The organism is Paenibacillus amylolyticus (assembly GCF_001570725.1).
Classification (GTDB): Bacteria; Bacillota; Bacilli; order Paenibacillales; family Paenibacillaceae; genus Paenibacillus; species Paenibacillus amylolyticus_A.
Map to the genome: position 1 here is coordinate 2,490,210 of NZ_BCNV01000001.1, position 24,556 is coordinate 2,514,765.

The window sequence follows — 24,556 nt, forward strand, 5'->3', positions numbered from 1 at the left end:
TGTGGGCCGTATGATCTTATGAATCATTACACCCTCCATATTGTGTTTCAACCAAATGAAGCCGCGTTTATCACAAACAAATAAGACACAGGCCCGCAGCCCGTGTCTTCTAATATGTTCAATTTACTACCCACTGTCCAACATCCCTAATTACATTCTGCGACCACACGAAGCTGAATACAGCTCGTACCACTCATATCGGGTTAGCTCAACCTTTGTCGCGTCACGGCATGCCAGAATCCGCTCTGGTCGAATTGAACCAATCACGGGCTGAATACCTGCTGGATGCTTCATTAACCAAGCCAATACGATGGATTCAGGTGTAACACCACGCTCCTTGGCCATGCGATCAACCAATTGTGCCGTATGCTCAATTTCCGGGCGTTGCCCCTCAACCACCCTGCCAGTAAATCGCCCTTGAGCAAGGGGACCCCAAGCTTGCAATTGAATATGCTCTGCCTGACAATATTCCATCGTGCCATAGGGAAACACGTTATCTCTGGCTTGGGGGCGATTCACCGTCACACCAGCTTCTACAAATCCGATTTTATCCAAACTCATCTCCAACTGATTCACAATCAGAGGTACTTTACTATGGAGCTGTAGAAGACGAATCTGTTCAGAACCCATGTTGGACACACCAAAATGGCGCACTTTACCGGAATGATGCAACCTAGCCAGTGCTTCCCCAATTTCTTGCGGATGGGCGAGCGGATCAGGACGGTGTAGCAGTAAAATATCCAGATAATCGATGCCGAGTCGCTCCAGAATCCCGTCCACACTCTCCAGAATATGTGCACCGGAGGTGTCATAACGCTGAGGTCCTTCATCATCACCCACAAGGCGTATACCACACTTCGACTGTATAATGATCTGTTCACGCAAACCAGGAGTTTCAGATAAAACTCGCCCCAAGACATGCTCTGCCTTACCGCGTGTATATATATCCGCCAGATCAAAATGATTAATGCCTATTTCGATAGCAGCTTCTACCGCCCGATGACCTTCCACAACAAGATCTGAAGTAATAGGAAGACCGTCCCATTCACCCCCGAATCGCATACAGCCAAGAACCATTCGACTTGCCGGAATCTGGTGGTGATGCAATGGAAGTTGTGCGTATGACATATCAGCATTCACCTCATTTTCTTTTTTTTTCGAAGCATAATGATCCATTCTCTCTACATGTCTTCTTCCAACTTCCTCTATTTTCCTGCTCCAACATCCACCATAACTCTCATCTATTATGTGAATCAAAAACAAGGTTTCAAAAGCTGCTGTATTGAATATATAGAAGGTGCAAGTATTATGCAGGAATATGAGAGGAGATTTTGCATTTGAACCCGAATGAACCGAACGAATCCTCAAAGCCAGCGTTTTTTACCAAAGAATTCACGCACAACCCTTACCCGGTTTATGAAAAGTTAAGAAAAGATGAGCCTGTTTTCAGAGTCATGTTTCCTCATGGGGAATTCGGCTGGATTATTACCCGATACGAGGATGCAGTCCAGATTCTGAAAGATCCTCGATTCAGCAAAGACATGGTCCGACGTTACGGCGCTGACAATCAAAGCATTTTCTCCAATAATATGTTGTTCTCCGATCCGCCGGATCACCGGCGTCTACGTGGACTTGTGCAGAAAGCATTCACACCCAAACTGGTCGCAGACATGCGGAGCCATATTCAGGACATTGCAGATGATCTACTGGACAACCTTCCGTCACAGGAAAAAATGAATCTGATCGATGACTTTGCCTTCCCGCTGCCCATCATTGTTATTAGTGAAATTCTGGGAGTCCCTCTTGAAGATCGTGACAAATTCCGCATGTGGTCTAATACGGTAATTGATGCTACCACCGCCGAGAGCGCAGAACTGTTTGAGCAGCATACAAAGGAGTTTACGGAATACCTGACGGCCTGGTTCGAAAAAGTACGCAATGATCCCGGTACTGATCTGATCAGCCAGCTCGTCATTGCAGAAGAGTCCGGGCAGCAGTTGACTGAACAAGAACTGCTTGGCGTAGTCTCCTTGTTAATCATCGCGGGCCACGAAACGACGGTTAATCTCATCGGCAATGGAATTCTTGCCCTGCTGGAACATCCGGAGCAACGCGAACTGCTCATTAAGCAGCCCGAGCTTATTCACAAGGCCATTGAAGAGATGTTGCGCTATAACGGGCCGGTAGAGTTCAGTACGTCCCGCTGGGCTCTGGAAGATATCGAATTTCGTGGACAGCATATCGCTCAAGGTGAACTTGTCATCGTTGCGCTTGATTCGGCTAATCGGGACGAACAGCAGTTCAAGGATGCTGATGTCTTTGACATTACCCGCGAGAAGAGTTCACATCTGGCTTTTGGCACAGGCATTCACCTCTGTCTCGGGGCACCGCTTGCACGTCTGGAAGGCGAGATTGCAGTCAGTACACTTCTGCATCGTTTTCCCAATATGCAGCTACAGGCTGACGTGAATGAACTCGAATGGAGACCCGGCATGATCGTGCGTGGTGTCAAGGAGATCCCGGTTCAACTTAAATAATGGCTATTAAACATGAATAAATGAAAGTGAGGCACATGACATCATGGAAATGAACACCTTGGTATGGATCGTTTTGCTGTTTCTGATCCTTGTGTTACTGGTCAGAGTTACCAGCCTGCAACGCCAATTGAATGAATTGAAAAGAGATGTGGATCGTCTGGAGAACGGTTCGAACGGCAGCGCCCGCTCTGACTTCAATTACACATTATCGCCAAAGGAAGCATCCCCTGCCCACACAAGCCAACCAGCCCCAACGGATCTGGATCAGGAGCTAATTGCACTTATACAACAAGGGAAAAAAATTATGGCGATCAAACGACTGCGTGAAGCCCGAGGTCTATCATTGAAGGAAGCTAAAGACTATGTTGATTCCCTAGATCGCTAATCTACAACCCACAACTCTCGAGGGAGTTATTCCAGACTTTCGGCTGTTAACACAGACGCAGTAGAAAGTCTAGAATCTTCCTGCGAGAGTTTACTTTTCAAACGACATATGATACTATTATTTCTATATTACTAGAAATAAGAAATAAAGACGAAAGGACAGATCATGATGCAACCTAACTCGAATGAACTCGAACAAGTCGTCAAAATTCATAAAGCACTGGGTGAGCAAACACGCTACAAAATCATTCAGATTCTATCGGGCGAAAGCAATCTGTGTCCTGCCGATCTGGAGAGCCGCCTTGTTACGGTTGCGCTATCGACTCTGTCTCATCACCTGAAGCAGTTGTCTGATTGCGGCCTACTTACATCGCAGAAGAAAGGTACGTATATTTACTACAGCCTGAACACGGAGACTGCGCAAAAGTTTGTTCCCTATCTGCTAAATAAATAAAAAAATTTGAGTTTTATTTCTATATAATTAGAAATATCGAAATATTATGCAATACATTGTACAATATTTCATACTAGAACTTGGTCACATAAGTTTACGCTTATACCAATATTCATTATCTCGGTTGTAACTTTACCTTTCGCGCAGATGGGTTGCATTCACAGTATTTATGTCTTGTTCTCTTGTCTTTATTTCTATATTTCTAAAAATATAATAATTATAATCGGAAAGAGGTTATATTTCCATGTCTTCTACGTTTAAAATCTATGTTCTTGCCTTGGTCAGCTTCCTAGTTGGAACGTCCGAATATGTCATTGCCGGCATTTTGGATCGCATTGCAGATACCATGGATATTTCTTTAATTGCTGCCGGACAGCTCATTACGATTTTTTCGCTCGTATATGCGCTCGGTACACCTATCATTATTGCACTGACTTCGCGCTGGGACCGTCGTAAGTTGCTGCTATACTTCCTCGGTCTATTCGTTGTGGCTAATGTTCTTGCCTACCTGCTGCCGGGCTATGGACTATTCGTCGCAGCACGTGTCTTGATGGCTTTAGGCGCGGGAGTAGTTGTTGTCACGGCATTAACGGTTGCTTCCCAAATAGCGGCTGAGGGCAAACAAGCTAGTGCAATCGCCACAGTAATCACTGGTTTTACGGCTTCTTTGATTGTTGGCGTTCCGCTCGGAAGGCTTGTGGCTGCATCTTGGGATTGGAAGCTTGTTTTTGCCGGCATAGCCGTTCTTGGCGTTCTCGCCATGCTGGTGATCGCGGCCGCCATTCCGCCTTCCAAAGCAGAAGCACCTGTTCCATTGAAGAACCAACTGTCTTTGCTAAAGCAGCCACGAATTGTTTTGGCACTGTTGGTGACCTTTTTCTGGTTAGGTGGGTATTCCATTGCCTACACGTATATCTCACCTTATCTTGTATCCGTCGCAGGAATGAGCGAAGCACTGCTCAGTTCAGCTTTACTCGCATTTGGCATAGCAAGTCTGATCGGTTCAAAAGTTGGAGGCTTCAGTGCGGACAGATTGGGTGTCAAACGAACGCTGATCACGGGCATGACACTGCATATCGTGAGTCTGGTCCTGCTGAATATAACGGCAAGCTCTCATCTCGCTGTCTTCCTAGTTCTGGTTTTGTGGTCTTTTGCCGCGTGGTCCTCAGGTCCAACTCAGCAGTACAACCTTGTCACCATGGCTCCGGAATCCTCAGGCATCATGCTTAGTCTGAACAGCTCGGTGATGCAACTGGCGATGGCTGCCGGAGCAGGTATTGGCGGAATCGCGGTCAGCAGCGTTTCATTGTCATCCATTACCTGGATTGGAGCTGTCGGGGTCGCTGTTGCCATCATCATCGTTATGAGCTCGTATCGTTCAGCATCTGCGAAAAGTACACAAACCGATACATCGCATAAAGTTGCCTGATATGAGTTCGTAGTACAAAAAAACAAACTAAAAAGAGAGGCACTGTACGCATACAGTGACCTCTCTTTAACCATTTTAACAGCTGTTCTATTACCGATAAGCAGAACTCTTATTGAGCTGTAACGGCACCATCAATCGGATATACTGCACCATTGATATATGGCGCTTCATCACCCAGCAGGAAGGAAACCAGGTTCGCGATCTCTTCCGGTCTGCCCAGACGTCCAGATGGAATGCTGTCAACGGTTGCCTTGAACACTTCAGGGTTGTCTTTACCGAACTGAACAACCATCGGTGTCTCAATGGTACCTGGCGCAATCGCATTTACACGAATGTTGTCCTTGCCATATTCAATCGCAGCTGTACGGGTCAAGCCCACCACGCCATGTTTGGTTGCAGCGTAAGGTGCAACTGCGGGTACACCAACAATACCGGCTGTGGAGGCTGTGTTCAGAATGGAACCCCCACCTGTTTTGAGCATTTCTGTAATCACATACTTCAACCCGTAAAATACACTTCTCAGGTTGATATCAATAATCTGGTCAAACTGCTCGATTGTATGTTCGATTAACTTGATCCCAGGACCTGCAATACCTGCATTATTAAAGAACATGTCGATTCGTCCGAACTCTTCGACTGCTTTTTTCACGTAATTCTCAACTTCAGGTGCTTTACTCACATCTGCTTGTACAAAAATGGCTTTACTTCCCAGCTTCTCAATCTGCTTAACCGTTTCAAGACCTGTCTCTTCGACAAGATCCACGACAACAATGGATGCACCCTTCTCAGCCAGCTTCAGTGCTGCTGCTTGGCCCAATCCACTTCCTGCTCCAGTAATAATGGCTACTTTTCCTGCGTGACTCATGTTGATCTCCTCCATGTGTGTGTGTGTCATCTTGTGATTGGATCGATGAATACGATATGAAACTTCGTACATGTAATGATGCAATATGTAAGTCAAAAATGGCATAAAACCTTCCTGACTTTACCTATTCTAATAGACTTTCGACATAAAAACAATTCATATAATATGGATTCATACTATATCATATATCACACATTCAGCACGAAGTTGGAGGAGTAGACAACAATAATGACTTCTGCCTGCTCCTCCTTTGGATGCTAGACGCTATTTACGTCGATTATCTTAACAACTTCGCACGGTGCAATTTCGCTTATCGAAGCACCTATCTTAGCAAATTCGTTTTGGCCAATTCAATAATCTCGTCCCCGCGTCCGTTCAGCACGGCTTTCATCATCCATAGCGTGAATCCTTCCGCCTGTTTGATATCAATCTTCGGAGGTAAGGACAATTCCTGACGATTCACCACCACGTCAATTAGCACAGGACCATCATGCTGAAGCGCACGCTGCACAGCCCCTTCCAGTTCATCCGGATCCTCAACCCGGATACCTTCCATGCCCATGGCTTGAGCAACCATCGCAAAGTTGGGATTTACAAGCTCTGTTCCCGACTCCAGGAATCCGGCAGCCTTCATCTCCAGCTCAACAAAACTGAGTGCTCCATTATTAAACACTACAACTTTAATTGGCAGATTATGCTGTTTCAATGTCAACAGATCACCCATCAACATCGTAATACCACCATCACCTGACAACGAGATGACTTGTCTGCCCGGATCAGCGACCTGGGCGCCAATCGCCTGTGGCAAAGCGTTTGCCATCGTACCGTGACTGAATGAACCGAGCAGTCTGCGATTGCGAGACATCTCGATATAACGGGCCGCCCATACTGTCGGAGTACCGACATCACAGGTGAAGATTGCATTTTCTGCTGCGGCATCACTAATGACCTTGGTCAGGTACTGCGGATGGATGGGCTTTTTACCCGGTTTTCCAACGGCCAGCTCGTCCAGATCTTTGCGTACTTTCACATAACGGTCCACACTTTTACGCAGATGTTTGTCACTGTGTTCTTCTGTCAGATAAGGAAGCAACGTTTCAATGGTCGCTTTCACATCCCCACATACGCCATAATCCAGCTTCGTGCGCCGACCCAGATGGGAAGATTGAATGTCGACCTGAAGGACTTTCGCATCTTCGGGATAGAATTGACGATATGGGAAATCCGTTCCCAGCATCAGTAGTACATCACAGTCCATCATGGCATGATAACCGGATGAATACCCGATTAGACCCGTAAGGCCTACGGAATAGGGATTGTCATACTCCAAATATTCCTTGCCTCGTAGCGCAATGACCATCGGAGATTTCAACCGATCGCAGAGCTGCATGAGGGATTCCCGAGCGCCCGCGCAGCCGGCACCGCACAGCAACGTAATTTTTTTACCTTGATTCAGATATTCAGCCAGTTTCACGAGTTCGGGCTCAGATGGATGTACCACTGGATTGGTCGCATGATACACATGCTCAGGTACAGGCAGATCTGCTGCTTCAAGTCCTGCTACATCCCCCGGCAATACAACGACAGACACACCTGAACGTGCGACTGCTGTCTGGATGGCCATCGTGAGGGAACGCGGCATCTGTTTCGCTGTCGTAATCACTTCACAGTAATCACTGCATTCCTGAAACAGATACTCGGGATGTGTCGCCTGGAAATATTCACTGCCAATCTCATCACTTGGGATATGTGCAGCGATAGCGAGTACAGGAACACGGTTGCGGTGACAATCGTACAGACCGTTAATCAGATGCATGTTACCAGGACCACTGCTACCAGCGCAGACAGCGATACTTCCACTGACCTCAGCGTCTGCCCCAGCAGCAAATGCCGCCACTTCTTCATGCCGTACATGAATCCACTCGATCTTGCCCGAACGACGGATGGAGTCGAGTACCGCATTCAAGGAGTCTCCCACAATGCCATATATGCGTTTGATGCCAGCGTTCAATAAGGATTCAACCAGAACGTCCGCGACTGTTTTTTTCATAATTGATGGGTCTCCTTTAATTGCTCATTTTGATTATGTTTCCACTCTGGTAATATACCTATTCTTATACCCCAATCTTCTGAAATCCGAACCAAATTATATGTATCTCTGGATATATAAAACGAAAAACCTGCCCCTTCAATCGTTATTACATTGTTAGCAAAATGCCAAAAAATCCGCTTGTCGAATGACAAACGGATTACGATTAAACTAGATTGATTCGTATTTCATCTGAATTCCTGAATCCACAGAGTACTCTAAATGGCAGGCATAACATTACCACCACTTACAGGGATATAGGCACCCGTGATAAATGAGGACAGATCCGAAGCGAGAAAAGCCACCGCATTGGCGATTTCCTGATCTTCACCCCTGCGCTTCAGCGGCACAGTACGCGTATATGCCTCATCATGCCCAGGCTCACTGGAGCGATCACGTTCACTAATCGTCCATCCAGGTGCAACCTGGTTCACGGTAATCTGATACTCGCCAACCTCTTTGGCAAGCACTCGATATACACCATCCATTCCACGCTTACCAGCGGTGTAAGCAGACTGATGAGCGAAATTTTGCATCGCACATTCGGTATTAATGCCAATGAAGCGACCGGCTCTGACGTTTTGCATATGAGGAATGAAAGCTTTGGCAAGATATACACTCTGCATGACACAGGATTCGAACTGGCTCAAATAATCTTCAGGCGACTGCTCCAACACTGTTGTCCATTCATATTGAATGACCGCATTGGCAACAACGATATCCACTCCGCCGAGGACAGACTGAATCTCATCACGCATCCGAAATACCGTATCCTGCTTCGTAATATCTCCCTGTATAATAACAGCCTGACGACCGAGTGCTTCAATCTCACCCTGAAGCTCCCGAGCCTTCGTATCATTATTTATGTAATGTAGAGCCAGATTGGCGCCACAGGCTGCCAACGTGCGGGCAATCACTCTCCCCAGTTGACCGGTTGCGCCTGTAACCAGAGCCGTTTTTCCTGTGAGATCCAATTGCATAACAGCGAATACCTCCTTAAATTCATTTTACCGAAAACGATTTCGAATTAGTCTGTTTCTCAACACGAATTGACTTCATCTAGAGGGATATACAGCATTATTCAATGCTGTATATATCAGTTCAAACTTAGCCTCTATGAGGGATGATTATTTATTATGTTGAATGAGATCAATTTCCTGGAAGCGACTGACTTCCTTTTCCCAACGCTCTTCTACATATTGACGGTGAACCGGATGATTGTTGTATGCATCATACGCAGCCTGATCAGCAAAGACCATCGAGAAGCTGTAATCGAACTCATTTTTCTCACTTACCTGTCTCAGAACCTGAAACTGCTCTACGCCAGGAATGACTGCAAGTGCGTCTGAACTTTCCTTCAAAAAGGCTTCCGCCTCCGGTGTATCCTTACCTGCGTAAAGTGTAAACGTTACCATATGTGTGATGCTGCTCATCTCTATTTCCTCCTCCAATATGTTCTTACTCTGTTTCCTAGTGTACATCCGAATGTGTTGTAAGCGCAATAATTGGTTGAATTAATTTTTAATGAAATGGATATTTCTAGTCACAAATATTAATTTCAAGTAAAATTCAAAAGCCTTTACCCTGAATATGTACACAAAAAAACCTCAGGACGAATCCCGAGGTTTTCTTGTAATGTATGGTCAAACTATTTGTTGATGTTGTATTTACGGTTAAATTTATCAACACGGCCACCGATATCCACGTTTCTTTGTTTACCAGTGAAGAACGGGTGGGATGCGGAACTAGTGTCCACACGGATTACTGGGTAAGAGTTACCGTCTTCCCATTCCATAGTTTCGTTAGAGAACTTCGTGGAAGAACTCAGGAATTTGAAATCAGCACTTGCATCGTAAAAAATTACGAGTTGTGTCTTTGGATGGATGTCAACTTTTGGCATAATCTATTTACACTCCTTTAATATGGGTACTTCTTTAGAATCAAACTAAATTTTATTATACTCTTTTTTTGTACAAAGTACCAGCAAGATTTGAGGAATAGCTAAAAAAATTATGATTTCTGTGATTTTTATACCTATCAGGTGTCACGCCGTCCCTTTCTCCAGTACATTCAGCATGTACTCCAGTGCCTCCAGCTCATCCCTGCCTCTTGTCTGTAATCTGACAACACTACCATATCGAATGGGAAGTAACGCCATTCCAAGCAGGCTTTTGACATCTACTCGATGTTCATGCTCAGACTCCATATACGACAAAATAATATCCGAGGAAAAACGTGACGCTTGAGAAGATACCGACATCAGATCATCCCGATGAAAATCAGCGTGAATCATAAATTCATGTACTCTCACAACCTTCAGTTCCTTTCGCTAAGTACTTGTTCACCTAAGAGGTGTGTATCATTTTATATATTAAAATCTTCATGAATTATACCATGTTATGGGAGCTTGTCTATCCCTTTATTTTCCGAAAAAAATCAAAAAAGAGTCCTGAACTCCAGGACCCTCCCAGTATGGTTCTATCTGCCATTCGGATATACCATGACTTTAAGACTGCCACTCTTATTGTGCAAAGCACGCTCCATCGCCTGCTGTGTCTCCTCCAGAGAATAACGATCTGTAATCAGAGACATCACGTCATGTTGGCCAGAGCTCAGGAACTCAATTCCTGCCGGATAGGTGTTGGCATAACGGAATATACCATAGATATCAACTTCATTGTCTGCGATAAAGGGAACATTAAGTGCAATCTCGTCCTGTGCCGGCAGGCCAACAATCGCAAGCTTGCCTCCACGTCGAAGTGAATACAGAGCGGATTGTAGCGCCTTCGGATTCCCCGCTGTTTCCCATGCAGTATCAACACCCACACCACCGGTTAATTCACGAATCACAGCCAGTGCATCTTCATTCCGCACATTAATGGTATGGGTAGCGCCCATGCGGCGAGCCGCTTGCAGCCTGACTTCCTCCAGATCCGTAACAATGATCTTCTCTACGCCAAATGATTTTGCAGCCGCAACAGCCATCAGTCCAACGGGCCCCATCCCCATAATCGCAAGAGTCGTACCCGGAGCCAGCTTGCTCCGGCGAGCTGCGTGAATCCCAACGGAGAATGGCTCGTTCATGGCTGCTTCCTCATAGGACAGATGGTCTGGTATCTTAAATACCATATCTTCACGCATCGTCATGTATTGTACAAATGCCCCGTCCACCGGAGGGGTCGCCAGAAACTGAACATCCGGACAGAGATTATATCGACCTTCCTTGCATGCTGTGCAACGTCCGCAAGTCACCCCAGGTTCAATAGCAACCCGATCCCCTGTTTTCAAACGTGATACGCTCGATCCCACAGCAGCAATGATCCCCGCACACTCATGTCCCAGAATGATCGGTTTCTCCACCACAAATCTGCCGATGCGTCCATGCTCAAAATAATGCACATCCGATCCGCATACCCCTACAGCCATCACTTGAATTAACACCTCATCCGCAGCCGGTTGCGGGACGGGTTGTTCCTCAATAATAATGTGTCCTGGCTCTGTCATGACAGCAGCTTTCATGGTCTCGGGCAGTTGAAGTTGTCCCATACGTATCTCCTCCTCATGTATGTCCATGCTGTCTATTGTACATCAAAGAAACAAGGTATCTTCTTTCTTCATATCACCAAGTTCATCCGCATTCGCAATTCCACTCAATAAATTGTTCGACCCTGTTCATCCGCAATGCCGCTCTTGCGATAGAAGTACGTATTGATCATGTCCCGCCATTCCTTCGCATGTTCAGCCTGATTCTCCTGTAATGAAGCAACTTTGCTGAAGATAACCGGGTCCACTTTCCCCTCCAGCTGTCTCCATGTCTCGGCTAACGCCTCTGCCTGCGCGGCACCTTCAAAGTGTGTATCATAAATATGCTGAATGACTGTCTTACCCGAATGCAGAACATGGGTGTACGGCACGTGATGGAAAAATAAGATTAACTCATCTGGACAGGTGTCCAAAGACTCATAGCGATCAGCATTCTCAGGGTGATACTGCGAGGTATACCCTGTGCCGCTCTTCACGGTTCGATCTACACCAATGCCATGACAATCGGCAAAGTGATACGTTCCCCATTTGGAATACTCATAACCATCTACATTCGGCCCATAATGATGCTCCGGGTTAACCATCCAGCCTACACCGAGAGGTGCAGTATAATTTTCATAGATATCTAGCGAATTCAAAAGCATACCCGTAACCTGCCGCACGACTTCGTCCTCATGTCCAAACGTCAGTCTCACCCACTCATCGGCAATCTCTTCCGCGGACAACTCCGGATTCCACGCAAGTCTGCCATATCCATACAGATTCGCCTGCGCGAGCGGATGTCCTGTCCAGCAAGCATCTGCGCCAATATTGGATACTGCAGCGAAGCCACTATAAGGTCGTTGATACAGAGAACCGTCCGCGATTCGTTTGATCTCTGAACCTTCGCCTTTGGCGTATGTGTCAAAGTCCAATACTTCTTTCCATTGGGGAACCAGATAACACAGATGACGCTGCTGCCCGGTATACTCTTGCGTAATCTGAAACTCAATGACCTGATTCGTATTTTCCATGGCGCCGAATAGTGGGGATACCGCCTCTCTCACCTGAAAATCCATCGGTCCATTCTTGATTTGCAAAATGACATTGTCGGCAAAACGCCCGTCCAGCGGCGTAAAGTGGTCATAGGCAGCGCGCGCACGGTCTGTGGAACGATCCCGCCAGTCCTGCTTGCAGTTATAGACGAAGCAACGCCAGATGACCAATCCACCGAATGGCCGAAGGGCTTCAGCCAGCATGTTCGCACCATCGGCATGATCACGGTTATACGTGAACGGTCCCGGACGATTCTCGGAGTCTGCCTTGATCAGGTAACCGCCAAAATCCGGAATGGCTGCATACACCTTGGCCGTTTGAATGTTCCACCATTCCCGAACCTGTGCATCCAGCGGATCTGCCGTATGCATTCCACCAATCTCAATTGGACTCGCGTAGTTGGCGCTCAGGAACAGTTGAATGCCATAGGCTCTGAATTCAGCGGCAACCTTCGCCACATCACCCAAGTAACGTTCTGTCAGGAACAGGCTCTCATGTCGGTGAACGTTGACGTTGTTGATCGATATGGCATTGATCCCCGTAGAAGCGAGCAATCTTGCGTAATCCCGGATACGTCCCAGGTCCTGCGTGAATTCCCCGTCATCATAGAAAATGGATTTCCCTGCGTAACCACGCTCAATACTACCATCCACGTTATCCCACTGATTAATCATCCGTAGCGCATTGGTTGGCTGCTCGGCAACAAAACTCCACTTGTTTGCAGCTTCTTCCGCTTCGCTTGCAATTTTTGGATCAAGTGTCAGCTCCCGAAGCAGATGGAATGCACCATACAGCACTCCTTGGGGAGTCTCTGATCCAATGACCAGTACACCTACTGCCTCGTCCTTGCGAAGGATATAGCCTTCCCCTTGCACAGCAGAACGCTCCGTTTCGCTAAACGCTTCGGCCACAGAATGGCTTCCAGCCCATGTACCAATTCGTATTGCAGGAGCATGCTCGTTCCGCTCACTAGCCTGAGAAGCAGTCAGCTGATTAACCGTGGGTTTCACGCCATACAACTTCTCCAGTCCCTGTGAGAGTTCGGTCAGAGCTGTCGTAATAATCTGATGCTTCTCTTCAGCCAAGATCATTCTGCTCCAGAGTGGAGCTGTCTTCTTGGCAAACCCATTCGTTCCTGACATTGTGGAGTGATACCCCAGCCATGCATCGTATTGTGGACCTGAGAGACCAGATTGAACGACGGATTGGCTCATTGTACCGCCTCCTTGCTGGCATAGATCTGAGCAAGTTGATTTCCTTTACCTTCGAGTAGCCATAGAATGGACGTTACACCACGCGGATAATACTTGCTGCCAACCGCCACACCAGACAGGATCTGGTCACTCCAGCACCAGTAGGATTCTTCCGGATGCAGCAGCCAGTTGACATGAGCCGCATCTGCTGCCTTGCCTGTCTCATCCCATTCCACTCCCAGCAGTTCTCTAGTGATAAATTGGGACAGATAGATTTTGCTAAGCCAAGAGTTATTGCTTGTTGAGGACAGTTTCCAGCCACCATCTTCGAACAGACATGTTCCCGGTACAAGAACCGTTTTCAGATGGGTTTGAAGCGCCTTCAAGTAAGGTCCAAAACGACCATTCACATCCAGTGCTGCTTCACAGCCTGTAAAGTAAGGGAACACCAGACCTTCAATCGCCGGAATAATTCGGGAATCATTATTTTCTGCAATCACAGCCGGAATGTAGCCACCATCAGTCAACTGTGTAGCGATACTGGCAGCGCAGCGATCCGCTTGAAGCCCTGCTTGATGTGACAGATCCGCCAACTTTTGAGTCGCGAACAGCTTCTCCAATGCAACATAGACCGCCCAACATTTACCCGCCAGATAGATATTATTGCGAGACTGTCCAAGTGACACATCTAGGCTGTCGTAGGTTGTAATTTCGGCTCCACCTTGGGTACGGCTGCTATCCAGGCCCATCAGACCGTTACGCTGTTCTGCGTCGGGATGGTCCCGATTAAGCATGCTGTCGAAGCAATCCCGAATAACAGGCAGCATGTCTTTCACAAACGCTTGGTCCTGTGTCTGTTCAATGTATACAGTCGCACAGCAGAGCCAGTTCACCAGTTCTTCATGGCTCATCTGTGAGAAGCAGTCGTCTATGCCCACTAGCTCATATGCCGAGTGTCCGGGGCGTGAAAACACATTGGCTACACCAATGTCATGGGTAAACGTAATTCCGCCTGGATATAACTTCTCTTCCCCCGGGAAACGAACCTGATCCGTATAACTGTACCGTTTTACAAACCACTCCAGCTCATTTCGCACCGTCCAGGGATTCAAGGCAAGCTCGAAGTACAACTGATCAGCCGTCAGATCAAGTGTGTTCATCATCCGATACTCCCCTTCGTTCACCACCCAGAGTGGCTCGCCATCGGCATCCAGCAGTTGAGTGCTCGCATAATAGCTGTGAATGGAATGAGCAAGCATGAATGATTGATCTTCACTCAGAGCAGCCGTTCCAAGGCGCTGTTCAACCTCTTCACAGGATGCGGTCAACTCACTGAAACGTTGAAGTGCATACTCTCCTGCGGCCTGGATATCAGCAAAATACCGCGTATACCAATAAGTCGTGTCCATTCCGGTCGTCACAATACCCCCACGATAGAAACATACTGCGAATTGATATGTACGTTTCTGTCCAGCCGGTACCTCCATCAGTAATGCCGCAGTTCCGCCAAGTCCAAAAGCCAGATTCTCCCGATGCTTCTCCTGTAACAGCTTCTCCAACGTAAACCCGCGGGCGGGCCACAGTCCGTCATCTGCTGACATAATGGCTGTAAGCCGACCTTGTCCCACACCTGTGATGGAACCACCTTCCGGCCCTCCAATCAGACGCATCGCGGAGTACGGATCATTACCCTGATAGCCAAAGTAGGCTTTGCGAGATTGTTGACCTTGCGTGTTGTCAATCGTCATTTCCACCAATACGGCAGGTACGAGTGCATCCATTAAGGCTTCACGATCCCCACTCGTTGGATCAGGTACTGGACGTACAGGCGAGTAGATCCGGAACGTCAGATCTCCCGCAGTCCACGTATCCGTACCTGAGGTGAATTCACGAGTAATATCTTCATCTCGAAAAGCCGTAATAAGAGGTTGTGGAACCTTTGACGCAGTCGTCGACGGGGCCGTGTCCCCCTTTACCTCCATATCTACGGATGTCTGTGCCTGATCCCCATTCTCTAACTTCTCTACATCATAGCGACTGCTCTCATCCTCGGAAGCTTCATAAAAAGGAAGTGCCTGATAATTCTCTCCATCGCGAGATTGTAACCCAATATATACATTCTGGTCTGCCGGCTTGCCGAGTTCCAGACCCAGCCCGCCCTTGGCTCCTTTGTATCCCAGTGTAAAACTGGCAAAAGCACCAATCGGTGCGTGATGTGCATTATAAAAGATGGATTTGGATGTGCTCATGAATCATAACCCCTCTCAGAATGGTATGCATACGTTTTCATTAGCCCCATCCTAACATGTGGTTCCATCTCAGACCATGATCAAATCAATCGGATATTTACCCAAATCAAGCTGATAGACTATAATGAATTAAAGCGGTTACAAAACTATTCCATTTGATATAAGGGGGATCTTCCATGTCTTCAACGTATTTGCCTCCTGCTTTGGGAGAAAGTGTCCATGAAGTTTTTTATCCAGATGTGCAAACAACGGTCAATCTGTTCGCCATTCATTTGCGAAGTGTCGGTACAGACTGGGATTACCCGGCGCATGAGCACCCTCAATATGAATTGAACTATGTCACGGAAGGCGAGCAACGCATGATGGTGAACGGTACCCTGTATATTCAAAAGGCTGGCGAACTGCTCCTGATTCCTCCAGGCAGCATTCATTCAAGCCAAAGCCATAACGGCAAAGGATTCACGTATTTTTGCATGCATTTTGATATTGATGATCAGTTGTTCCTGTCGTTGCTGGCCCGCATCAAACAAGTGCGATTCACTGCGGATAGTCCGGTTACGCAGCAGATCGAGCCCGTTTTGCGCAAATTGATGTCATCCGCGGATGATGAAGCAGCAAGTACGATGATGCAGCGAATGCAGCTGCAATCTGCAGTATTCGAACTATTCGGCCATCTGTGGGAGGCGGTCTCGCAGGAGGCAGCGCAATGGTTTACGGAAGGACACGAGAAGATCGAACTCGCCCATCAGATTCGCAATCGATTGCAAGGCCTGATGAGTCAACATTTCAAACAGGGACACGAATCGGAAGGACACTATGGCATTGATGATATTGCAGCAGAGCTGGGCATCAGTTCTTCTCACTGTAATCGTGTCTTCAAGCAGGTATTCGGTCAGTCTCCCCGCGCTGTATTGTCCCAGTTGGTTCTGCATGAAGCGAAGCTTCTCCTTGGCAATCCGAAGCTGTCTGTTCAAAATATTGCAGTCATGCTTGGGTACAAGGATATTGCCCATTTCAGTCGTCAATTCAAGCGCTGGTCCGGCATGTCACCATCCCGTTACCGACAGGAACAGCCTGCTCTGGATTAAGGTCCAGTAGCAGGCTATTGGGCTTGATTCAACATTTCGCTTGATTCGATTCAAGAAGTTCTCTGTATTTATATAAGGGTTATTTCAACAAACGCTTAATCAACTTCAGCTTGTTATCATACGGTGGATACAGAATCGGCAGATTCAATTTGGTGCTTTTTTTCAGAACACTTTTGAGATGGGAGAAGGTCTCGAAACTATACTGCCCATGATACGAGCCAACACCAGAATGACCAACACCGCCAAATGGCAGACGCGGATTCGCTACATGCGTAATGGTATCGTTAATGCAGCCTCCTCCAAATGAAACTTCGCGCAGCACTTTGTCCTGAACTTGGGTGTCGGAAGTAAACAGATACAAGGCGAGCGGTTTTGGCCGTTTTACGATCTGTGTAATGGCTTCATCCAGGTTACGATAACTGATGATCGGCAGAATCGGTCCAAAAATCTCATCTTCCATCGTCGCTGCATCCCAGGACTCCGCATCAATCAAAGTTGGTTCAATGAATCGATCTTCCTCATCCGATGCTCCCCCATAGATCACTTTGGCCTGATCCCGTTCTATCAGAGTCGTCAGACGTTTAAAATGACCCTTGTTCACGATTCGCCCATAGTCCTTGTTGTGCTGGATATCCGAACCAAAGAAGGATACGATCGCTGCTTTCATCTCCGTAATTAACGGTTCCTTCACGCGCTCATGCACGAGTAAATAATCAGGTGCGATACAGGTCTGTCCTGTATTGAGCAATTTTCCCCATATGATGCGCTCCGCAGCTACTTTGATATCGGCCTGTTCATCCACGATGACTGGGCTCTTGCCGCCAAGTTCCAACGTAACGGGAACCAGATTTTTGGCAGCTGCCTCCATCACAATCTTGCCAACCGGTACACTGCCTGTAAAAAAGATATAGTCAAACGGCGCGTTAATCAGCGCGGTCGTTGTGTCTTTGGTACCGTCAAGTACCTGTACGTATGCCGGTTCGAACACGGTCGCGATCATTTCACGGACAACAGCAGACACCGCAGGTGTATTCTCTGACGCTTTGAGTACGGCTGTGTTGCCTGCCGCAATCGCACCTACCAATGGTTCGATTAAGAGTTGAAAAGGATAATTAAATGGTCCGATGATCAGAACCGTCCCGTAGGGTTCGGGTATGATATAACTTTTCGAACCCAGGAGCGCCATTTGCGTTTTGACTTTAACGGGTTTCACCCATTTCTTCACTTTGCGGATGGTATGTGTAATGCTGTCCATCATGAATCCGATCTCGGTCGTGTAGGATTCGAACTCACTTTTTCCCAAATCCTGATAGAGGGCTTCTGTCAGTCTGGTCTCGTACTTTTGAATCGCCTGCTTCAGTTGGGTCAGACGGGCAATTCGGGCTTCTGCCGATCGTGTGGCCCCGGAACGAAAGAATTGTCGTTGCTGCTCCAAAATCTCTTCAACTTCCTGGCTGGTTACTTCCTGTATCATCGTTGTCATATATGCATACCCCTCTACTTATTATTGATTAAGCGTTTAAACTCACGAACCTATAAGACACATGCAAAAGCATGTTTGATCACCATTAATCTACAGACACTCTTCTTCCAGAGCAGCTACCAGTTCCTTCAGCAGTTCTACCGATGCATTCAATGAAGCCGAATAATAGCGCTGTGTGCCCTTCTGTTCCACAGATATAAGCCCCTTCTCTAACAACAGCTTAAGATGATGAGATATCGCTGGCCGGGATAAGCTGGATTGTTCGGTAATTTCATTCACCGTCATTCTGCCCTTCTCGGTAAGTGTCAGCAAAATGGCTTGACGATGGTTGTCACTTAATACTTGAAATAACGGGATACAGGTTTGAAAAATGCTAATCGCTTTTTGTCCCATGGTGTTCACCTCTGTACTATTCTTCGTATATTATTCTCTATCCGATGTCTGTTGGTTTAAACATTCGAACCTAATGATTGAATTGTACTCTCTACTCCTTTGAACTGCAAGTAAATCATCAAATAAATTCAATACAATGACGATAAAGCGCTTCCATACTACCATACAAGTATGGTAGTATGTCAATGAAGGAGTTGAAGTTGTGGAATATACCCCAAAGTTATCATCCAAAGCCGGCTTGTCGCCTGCTGCGAACAGTCTATCTTCTATGAACAAGCAATCTTACTCGACACGAGATGCCGTATATGTCACGCTGAAGCAGCTCATTTTGAACCTGAAAATGCCTCCGGGAACAGCCATTTCCGAGAAGGAAATTTCGCTGGAGTTCCAGGTCAGCCGGACACCGGTTCGAGAAAGTTTTGTAAGGCTTGCTCAAGAAGGTCTGCTGGAAGTGTATCCACAGCGTGGCACATACGTCTCTCTAATCCAGCTCGATCTGGTTGAGGAAGCAAGGTTCATGCGAGAACAACTCGAACGAGCCGTAATCAGACTCGCCTGCGAGCATTTTCCGGATGAACAGATGATGGCACTTGAACAGAATCTTGCCCGTCAACAGGAATGCAGGGTCAATCCGGATGATGAACGAATGTTCCAATTGGATGAGGAATTCCATAGCACTCTTTTTGCAGGCTGTAACAAAAGTAACACCTGGACTGTCATCCAGCAGATGAATGTACATTTGAATCGCAGTCGCATGCTTCGCCTGTCCTCGGATCACCAGTGGGATCACCTGATCGAACAGCACAGGTCCATGGTCCAGGCTATACAAGAGCATGATGCCCTGACGGCAGAGCGACTGATGCAGGAACACCTGCATTTAACTGTCACCGATTTGGCTGTCCTGCAGGATACATATCCATCCTATTTTCAATGATTGAATTCTTCTTACTACTATTCATGATGAGGTGAACGTGATGAGAATGGTTTTTCGCTGGTTTGGCGAAGGCAATGATACGGTAACACTGGACCACATCCGGCAGATTCCGGGTGTTGAAGGTATTGTGTGGGCTCTACACGATGTTCCTGCTGGCGAGGAATGGCCGATGGACAAAATACTCGCTGTCAAAGTGGCAGCAGACAAGGCCGGTTTACATCTGGATGTCGTTGAGAGTGTGAACATCCATGAGGATATCAAGTTGGGCCTCCCATCAAGGGATAAATACATTGCGAACTATATTAAAACGATGGAGAAACTGGCTCAGGTGGGTGTGAAGGTCATCTGCTACAACTTTATGCCGATCTTCGACTGGCTTCGCACGGATATGCACAAGGAAATGGAGGATGGCTCAACGGCCCTCTTCTATGAGCACAGTAAACTCGCAAATATAGAACCCCTGGAACTGGTTCGACGCATTACAGAGAACTCAGCACTTACCATGCCAGGTTGGGAACCGGAACGATTGCAGTATTTAACCGGACTGTTTGAAGCATACAAGGATGTAACTGAGGAACATATGTGGGAGCACGCGCGTTACTTCCTGCAAGAGATTATTCCTACAGCGGAACGGCTGGGGATTCGAATGGCGATCCATCCGGATGACCCGCCATGGCCGATCTTTGGATTACCGAAGATTATTACGAGTCAGGAGAATGTTCGCAAATATCTGAATCTTTATGATAGCCCTTACAATAGCGTGACGCTGTGCAGTGGCTCCCTTGGAGCGAATGCCGACAATGACATTATCGGAATGATTCACGAGTTCAAGGACCGGATTCCATTTGCCCATATTCGTAATGTTAAAATCTACGATAACGGCGACTTTATCGAAACCTCACACCGCAGTCAGGATGGCAGTGTTGATATTGCAGGGGTTGTTGAGGCTTATCACGATATTGGTTATGAAGGTTATGCAAGACCCGACCATGGTCGTCATCTCTGGGGGGAACAATGCCGACCTGGCTATGGACTCTATGACCGGGCTTTGGGGATCATGTATCTCTGGGGCGTCTGGGATTCCCTGCAAAGGAGGGCAAAAGCATGAGTGAACACCAATATGAACGCTCATCTCGCCTTGAAGGCAGAACGGCTGTAATCACTGGAGGTGCTGGAGTATTATGCCGCTCCATGGCGGAAGAACTTGCTCGGCATGGTGCAAGTGTAGCCATCCTGAACCGCACCGTGTCCAAGGGTCAGGAAGTTGTAGCTACGATTGAAGCTGCCGGTGGCCGAGCGATTGCTATTGCTTGTGATGTAACCCAGGCCGATAGTGTGCAGGCGGCGGCAGATGCTGTGCTGGAACAGTTTGGACCCTGTGATATTCTCATTAATGGCGCGGGTGGTAATAACGCCAGTGCCAACACTACGAATGAAATTTTCAGATTGGAAGATCTGGAACAGAGCGACGTCACTACGTTTTTCGATGTGAGTGTAGAGGGATTTCGGCAGGTCATGGATCTGAATTTTGTCGGTTCCCTCATCCCAACGCAGATCTTTGCAAAACATATGATTGAGCGTGATGTTCCGGCAACGGTCATTAATATTTCTTCCATGAGCGCCCCATCGCCCATGACGAAAGTTCCTGCGTACAGTGCTGCCAAGGCAGCGATTAACAACTTTACGCAATGGCTCGCCGTTCATCTGGCTGAATCCGGTATTCGTGTCAACGCCATTGCACCGGGGTTCTTCTTGACTGAACAAAATCGCAATCTATTGCTGCAACCAGATGGCTCACCTACGGAACGTTCCAGTAAAATCATTGCGCATACTCCTATGCGCCGCTTCGGCAAACCGGAGGATCTGCTGGGCACATTGATGTGGCTTGCGGATGAAAGACAATCCGGCTTCGTCACAGGCACAGTCATTCCGGTAGATGGCGGATTTATGGCGTATTCCGGTGTTTAACGATTTCTTACACAGACACTCCGATGAAAGAACAACCTTCCAATCGCTGTTATCCCCAGATTTTATCGATTCACTTCTCCGAAGGAGAAATCCGGGGATAGCTATGCTTCCGATGCAGCTTTCTTTCAGAAAGCTTTTAGGCGAGCGCTTCGCTTTTTCAGGTTTTTTCTTTCCTCTCCGTTACGTGTAAATGAATCAGTTCAACTAATATAGTGAATTTATAGAGACCGAAGCTTGGGATACTTACCCAGGTTTCGGTTTTTTGCGTTCAAGCATAAGATCCTCCAGCGTAGGAAAAGCTTGTTATAATGCGTGTTCAAAAGCAACCTTTTTAAACAACCTCTTATAGAGCTATGGTGAAATAAAGGAAGGTGATACATATATGATGGAAGAAACATGGGTTGTTGCCGTACGGTCTATTATTGCCTTTCTGACCCTGATCATCTACACAAGGGTACTGGGCAAGCAGCAGATGGGTAACTTGACGTATTTTGATTATATTAACGGTATCACAATCGGTTCCATTGCGGGGACTTTTGCAACTGATCTCTCCTCCAAGGCGTGGATTCATTTTGTGGCCTTGACCATTTTCACAATCATTACGATCATCTTTCAGTATATTACACTGAAAAATCGTACCATCTCCAAACTGATGGACTCTGATCCCACATTGATCATCCAGAACGGTAAAATTCTTGAACAGAACCTGAGTAAAATGCGAGTCAAATTTGACGAATTGACCATGATGCTCCGGCAAAAGGATGTATTTGATATTACGACTTTGGATTATGCGATTCTGGAACCAGATGGCAGCCTTTCGGTTGTTTTGAAACCTGAGAATCAGCCTGTAACCGCGAAAGACATGCATATGCACCCGCCCAAGAGCAAGCTGATGACCGAGATTATTATTGATGGCCTGCTGATTAAGCAAAATCTGGAGGAAAGAAACAAAGATACGAACTGGCTCAGTGAGCAGCTGAAAAAGCAAAACATCACGATACAGGATATCGCTTTTGCCGCCATATTACCCAATGACAAATTGTATGTGGACCTGTTCAAGGATAAGATCACCGAAAAAATTGATATGGGCGATTATGAGGGGCCTTTCTAAACTCTTTACATCAAGGAGGCGGTTGAATGAAAACGCGTTTCTGGCTGTTATATGTGCTTCCGATCTTCCTCATTCTTGTGTTCGTTGCCATTATGGCTAGCGGAGCTTTTCTCAAAAAGCCCTTTGGCACCGATGATCGTTTGCTTGAATCTATACAAACATTAGAGAAACAGGTTGAGGGTAAAAAATGGACTGAAGCCACGTCTCAAGTTAATTACGCAATGAAGGCCTGGGATAAAATCGTAAACCGTATTCAGTTCAGTGTAGAGCGTGAAACGATATATGATATTCTGGGCACCCTTGCTCGGATCAAGGGCGGCGTTGCGGCAGAGGATGATAAGGCGATTATGGAAGAGATTTATTACTTTTATGTGCTATGGGATAATCTTGGAGATTAGGTTCAATATCTTTAATATCAGACTTCAATATCAGATGTACGTCCAAAATTAAAAGGCACTCTCCTTTCATGAAGAAAGGAAGTGCCTTTTTTGCTTTGTATACCTTTATAACCATTACGCTCTTCGTAATCCCCGAGACCGTGACGATCGCGAAGTGCCTTCTTTGCGGAAAAAGAGAGTCAGCGCTCTGTTTGCACACCACAGTGCAAATAGAGCAAATAGTGTGCCCCAGAACAGCGCGGGAAGGAATGTCTGCTGAGCGAGATTCGCTGCATCCCCTGCCCGTGAAGGCTGAGTCCAGGACATAAATCCAACGTATACGGCACTAACGACTGACTCTTCCAGCGTAAGAAACGCTAGTAGCAGATAATAGAACTTCACGATCTTGGCACCAAATATCATAATGACCACATTCAGGACGATGAACCCGGTCAGCCATAACATGCCGAACTCCCCTCTTACATATAACAGGAGCGACACCAGAGCTACAGCCGTCATAATCCCAAGTCCCCACATATGCAAGCCTTTGCGGTATAAGTAGAACAATAACCAGGCGAACAGTGATGCACTGATATACCCCGCCAGAGAAACCAGAATCGATCTGCCTGGCGTCAGCATGGACGAATAGGTCACGCCGCTATGATCAGCGTACAATTCTATCCGCAGCACTTTACCGGACAATACCAGTGTCATTAGTGCATGACCGAATTCGTGAATCATCGTGTCCAGGTTACGGAACAAGGACGAGAATGGAATAAATCGTGTTAGAAAGACGGAGCCTAGCAGAAACAGTATCGTTTTGACCCACTTATTCAATCGTGCCATACCTCCTTTACTTTCAAGTAAACAAGCCTATCCTTTATACTACGCTTTTTTCACTCGATTCGTTTCGGCTTCCAAACTGTAGGGCGCAGTGCTCCATCCACCAGCAGAAGCTTCGATTGTGTCCAATGAAAAAAGAAGAGAGATCATAGCGGCCCTTTTCGGCCTCTAGCGTAACGAGCAGTCGATTCCGCATCCGACGGAGAGCATAGTGTACGAATTGATCTGCAACCTCACTTTGTATCAGGGTAACATAAGCATAAAGAGAATGATCGACAGGTTCATCGAGCGGACTCACCCCTGCACATGAAAATTCCGTCCTCACGCCCGCACTCTGAAGTATGGACAATGCCTTCGCAAGTTCAGCATCGACTTCAACACCATTCCAAATCACTGTTCTCTTCGCGGATACCGTATGTTTGTCACGTTCCGTCCATTGCATCAGCTCGAGCTTGCGTCGTCTCCACAGATGGGCAGGCTGTTCACTTAACAGCACTTCATGCTCCTCATTTAAATTCATCTAATGCGTCCTCCTGTTTTCCTTGATCCGGTCACCTTATTTAAACAAATAGAGAGCACAT

24 protein-coding genes are annotated in these 24,556 nt (G+C 46.9%); 10 read left to right on the plus strand and 14 right to left on the minus strand.

The genetic code is table 11. From position 1 onward, the window contains the following. Window positions 1–150: 150 nt before the first annotated feature. Window positions 151–1,128 (minus strand): aldo/keto reductase, encoded by a 978-nt coding sequence (locus tag PAHA3_RS10860; RefSeq protein WP_062836063.1) that lies wholly within the window; start codon window positions 1,126–1,128, stop codon window positions 151–153. Between the two features lie 209 nt (window positions 1,129–1,337). On the opposite strand from PAHA3_RS10860, the gene PAHA3_RS10865 reads away from it, so the two are divergent. The 4 genes from PAHA3_RS10865 (at window position 1,338) to PAHA3_RS10880 (ending at window position 4,804) form a co-directional block, all read left to right on the plus strand. After that, window positions 1,338–2,537: a cytochrome P450 family protein gene (locus PAHA3_RS10865; protein WP_062834748.1), complete on the plus strand. Its 1,200-nt coding sequence runs from the start codon at window positions 1,338–1,340 to the stop codon at window positions 2,535–2,537. A gap of 43 nt (window positions 2,538–2,580) precedes the next feature. Further along, window positions 2,581–2,922 (plus strand): ribosomal protein L7/L12, encoded by a 342-nt coding sequence (locus PAHA3_RS10870; protein ID WP_062834749.1) that lies wholly within the window; start codon window positions 2,581–2,583, stop codon window positions 2,920–2,922. 165 nt (window positions 2,923–3,087) lie between these two features. Then, window positions 3,088–3,375, plus strand: a complete 288-nt coding sequence (locus tag PAHA3_RS10875; RefSeq protein WP_062834750.1) for an ArsR/SmtB family transcription factor — start codon at window positions 3,088–3,090, stop codon at window positions 3,373–3,375. Window positions 3,376–3,619: 244 nt separating this feature from the next. Further along, entirely contained in the window at window positions 3,620–4,804 is a 1,185-nt protein-coding gene (locus PAHA3_RS10880; protein WP_062834751.1) for an MFS transporter, read from the plus strand. 109 nt (window positions 4,805–4,913) lie between these two features. Here PAHA3_RS10880 and PAHA3_RS10885 read toward each other — a convergent pair whose 3' ends face one another. From PAHA3_RS10885 to PAHA3_RS10925, 9 genes are all read right to left on the minus strand, one after another. Continuing rightward, window positions 4,914–5,669: an SDR family NAD(P)-dependent oxidoreductase gene (locus tag PAHA3_RS10885; RefSeq protein WP_062834752.1), complete on the minus strand. Its 756-nt coding sequence runs from the start codon at window positions 5,667–5,669 to the stop codon at window positions 4,914–4,916. A 322-nt stretch (window positions 5,670–5,991) separates the two neighbouring features. Further along, the gene (poxB, locus tag PAHA3_RS10890) at window positions 5,992–7,719 is read right to left on the minus strand and encodes a ubiquinone-dependent pyruvate dehydrogenase (RefSeq protein WP_062834753.1); all 1,728 of its coding nucleotides are present in this window, start codon (window positions 7,717–7,719) and stop codon (window positions 5,992–5,994) included. Window positions 7,720–7,976: 257 nt separating this feature from the next. After that, complete coding sequence (locus tag PAHA3_RS10895; protein ID WP_062834754.1) at window positions 7,977–8,738, minus strand: SDR family NAD(P)-dependent oxidoreductase; 762 nt, start codon at window positions 8,736–8,738, stop codon at window positions 7,977–7,979. A gap of 147 nt (window positions 8,739–8,885) precedes the next feature. Further along, window positions 8,886–9,191, minus strand: coding sequence for a Dabb family protein (locus tag PAHA3_RS10900; protein ID WP_062834755.1), 306 nt, complete (start codon window positions 9,189–9,191; stop codon window positions 8,886–8,888). Window positions 9,192–9,406: 215 nt separating this feature from the next. Then, window positions 9,407–9,658, minus strand: a complete 252-nt coding sequence (locus PAHA3_RS10905; RefSeq protein ID WP_062834756.1) for a type B 50S ribosomal protein L31 — start codon at window positions 9,656–9,658, stop codon at window positions 9,407–9,409. Between the two features lie 144 nt (window positions 9,659–9,802). After that, window positions 9,803–10,051, minus strand: coding sequence for an HPr family phosphocarrier protein (locus tag PAHA3_RS10910; RefSeq protein WP_017688214.1), 249 nt, complete (start codon window positions 10,049–10,051; stop codon window positions 9,803–9,805). A 185-nt stretch (window positions 10,052–10,236) separates the two neighbouring features. Next, window positions 10,237–11,304: an NAD(P)-dependent alcohol dehydrogenase gene (locus tag PAHA3_RS10915; protein ID WP_153028197.1), complete on the minus strand. Its 1,068-nt coding sequence runs from the start codon at window positions 11,302–11,304 to the stop codon at window positions 10,237–10,239. A gap of 104 nt (window positions 11,305–11,408) precedes the next feature. Continuing rightward, on the minus strand, window positions 11,409–13,550 hold the full coding sequence (locus tag PAHA3_RS10920) for an alpha-glucuronidase family glycosyl hydrolase (protein WP_062834758.1): 2,142 nt from the start codon (window positions 13,548–13,550) through the stop codon (window positions 11,409–11,411). Beyond that, window positions 13,547–15,778: a glycoside hydrolase family 52 protein gene (locus PAHA3_RS10925; RefSeq protein ID WP_062834759.1), complete on the minus strand. Its 2,232-nt coding sequence runs from the start codon at window positions 15,776–15,778 to the stop codon at window positions 13,547–13,549. Before PAHA3_RS10925 ends, PAHA3_RS10920 begins: the two co-directional genes overlap by 4 nt. A 176-nt stretch (window positions 15,779–15,954) precedes the next feature. Between PAHA3_RS10925 and PAHA3_RS10930 the strand changes: the two genes are divergently transcribed. After that, window positions 15,955–16,866: an AraC family transcriptional regulator gene (locus tag PAHA3_RS10930; protein ID WP_062834760.1), complete on the plus strand. Its 912-nt coding sequence runs from the start codon at window positions 15,955–15,957 to the stop codon at window positions 16,864–16,866. A gap of 79 nt (window positions 16,867–16,945) precedes the next feature. Here PAHA3_RS10930 and PAHA3_RS10935 read toward each other — a convergent pair whose 3' ends face one another. Continuing rightward, window positions 16,946–18,349, minus strand: a complete 1,404-nt coding sequence (locus PAHA3_RS10935) for an aldehyde dehydrogenase (RefSeq protein ID WP_062834761.1) — start codon at window positions 18,347–18,349, stop codon at window positions 16,946–16,948. A gap of 90 nt (window positions 18,350–18,439) precedes the next feature. After that, window positions 18,440–18,742, minus strand: coding sequence for an ArsR/SmtB family transcription factor (locus PAHA3_RS10940; protein WP_062834762.1), 303 nt, complete (start codon window positions 18,740–18,742; stop codon window positions 18,440–18,442). Window positions 18,743–18,944: 202 nt separating this feature from the next. Between PAHA3_RS10940 and PAHA3_RS10945 the strand changes: the two genes are divergently transcribed. The 5 genes from PAHA3_RS10945 (at window position 18,945) to PAHA3_RS10965 (ending at window position 23,153) form a co-directional block, all read left to right on the plus strand. Continuing rightward, a complete protein-coding gene (locus PAHA3_RS10945; RefSeq protein ID WP_371327908.1) occupies window positions 18,945–19,676 on the plus strand; it encodes a GntR family transcriptional regulator in 732 nt (243 codons plus the stop codon). 40 nt (window positions 19,677–19,716) lie between these two features. Next, on the plus strand, window positions 19,717–20,784 hold the full coding sequence (gene uxuA, locus PAHA3_RS10950) for a mannonate dehydratase (protein ID WP_062834763.1): 1,068 nt from the start codon (window positions 19,717–19,719) through the stop codon (window positions 20,782–20,784). Continuing rightward, entirely contained in the window at window positions 20,781–21,644 is an 864-nt protein-coding gene (locus PAHA3_RS10955; RefSeq protein WP_062834764.1) for an SDR family oxidoreductase, read from the plus strand. The genes uxuA and PAHA3_RS10955 overlap by 4 nt, the downstream gene beginning before the upstream one ends. Window positions 21,645–22,026: 382 nt before the next feature. Continuing rightward, complete coding sequence (locus tag PAHA3_RS10960; RefSeq protein ID WP_062834765.1) at window positions 22,027–22,755, plus strand: DUF421 domain-containing protein; 729 nt, start codon at window positions 22,027–22,029, stop codon at window positions 22,753–22,755. A gap of 26 nt (window positions 22,756–22,781) precedes the next feature. Next, window positions 22,782–23,153 carry a DUF4363 family protein gene (locus PAHA3_RS10965; RefSeq protein WP_062834766.1) on the plus strand — a complete coding sequence of 124 codons (372 nt, stop codon included), beginning with the start codon at window positions 22,782–22,784 and terminating at the stop codon, window positions 23,151–23,153. A gap of 114 nt (window positions 23,154–23,267) precedes the next feature. Here PAHA3_RS10965 and PAHA3_RS10970 read toward each other — a convergent pair whose 3' ends face one another. Together PAHA3_RS10970 and PAHA3_RS10975 are read right to left on the minus strand one after the other, a co-directional pair. Continuing rightward, complete coding sequence (locus tag PAHA3_RS10970; RefSeq protein ID WP_062834767.1) at window positions 23,268–23,969, minus strand: M50 family metallopeptidase; 702 nt, start codon at window positions 23,967–23,969, stop codon at window positions 23,268–23,270. 43 nt (window positions 23,970–24,012) lie between these two features. Beyond that, on the minus strand, window positions 24,013–24,495 hold the full coding sequence (locus tag PAHA3_RS10975; protein ID WP_062834768.1) for a hypothetical protein: 483 nt from the start codon (window positions 24,493–24,495) through the stop codon (window positions 24,013–24,015). Window positions 24,496–24,556: the final 61 nt, after the last annotated feature.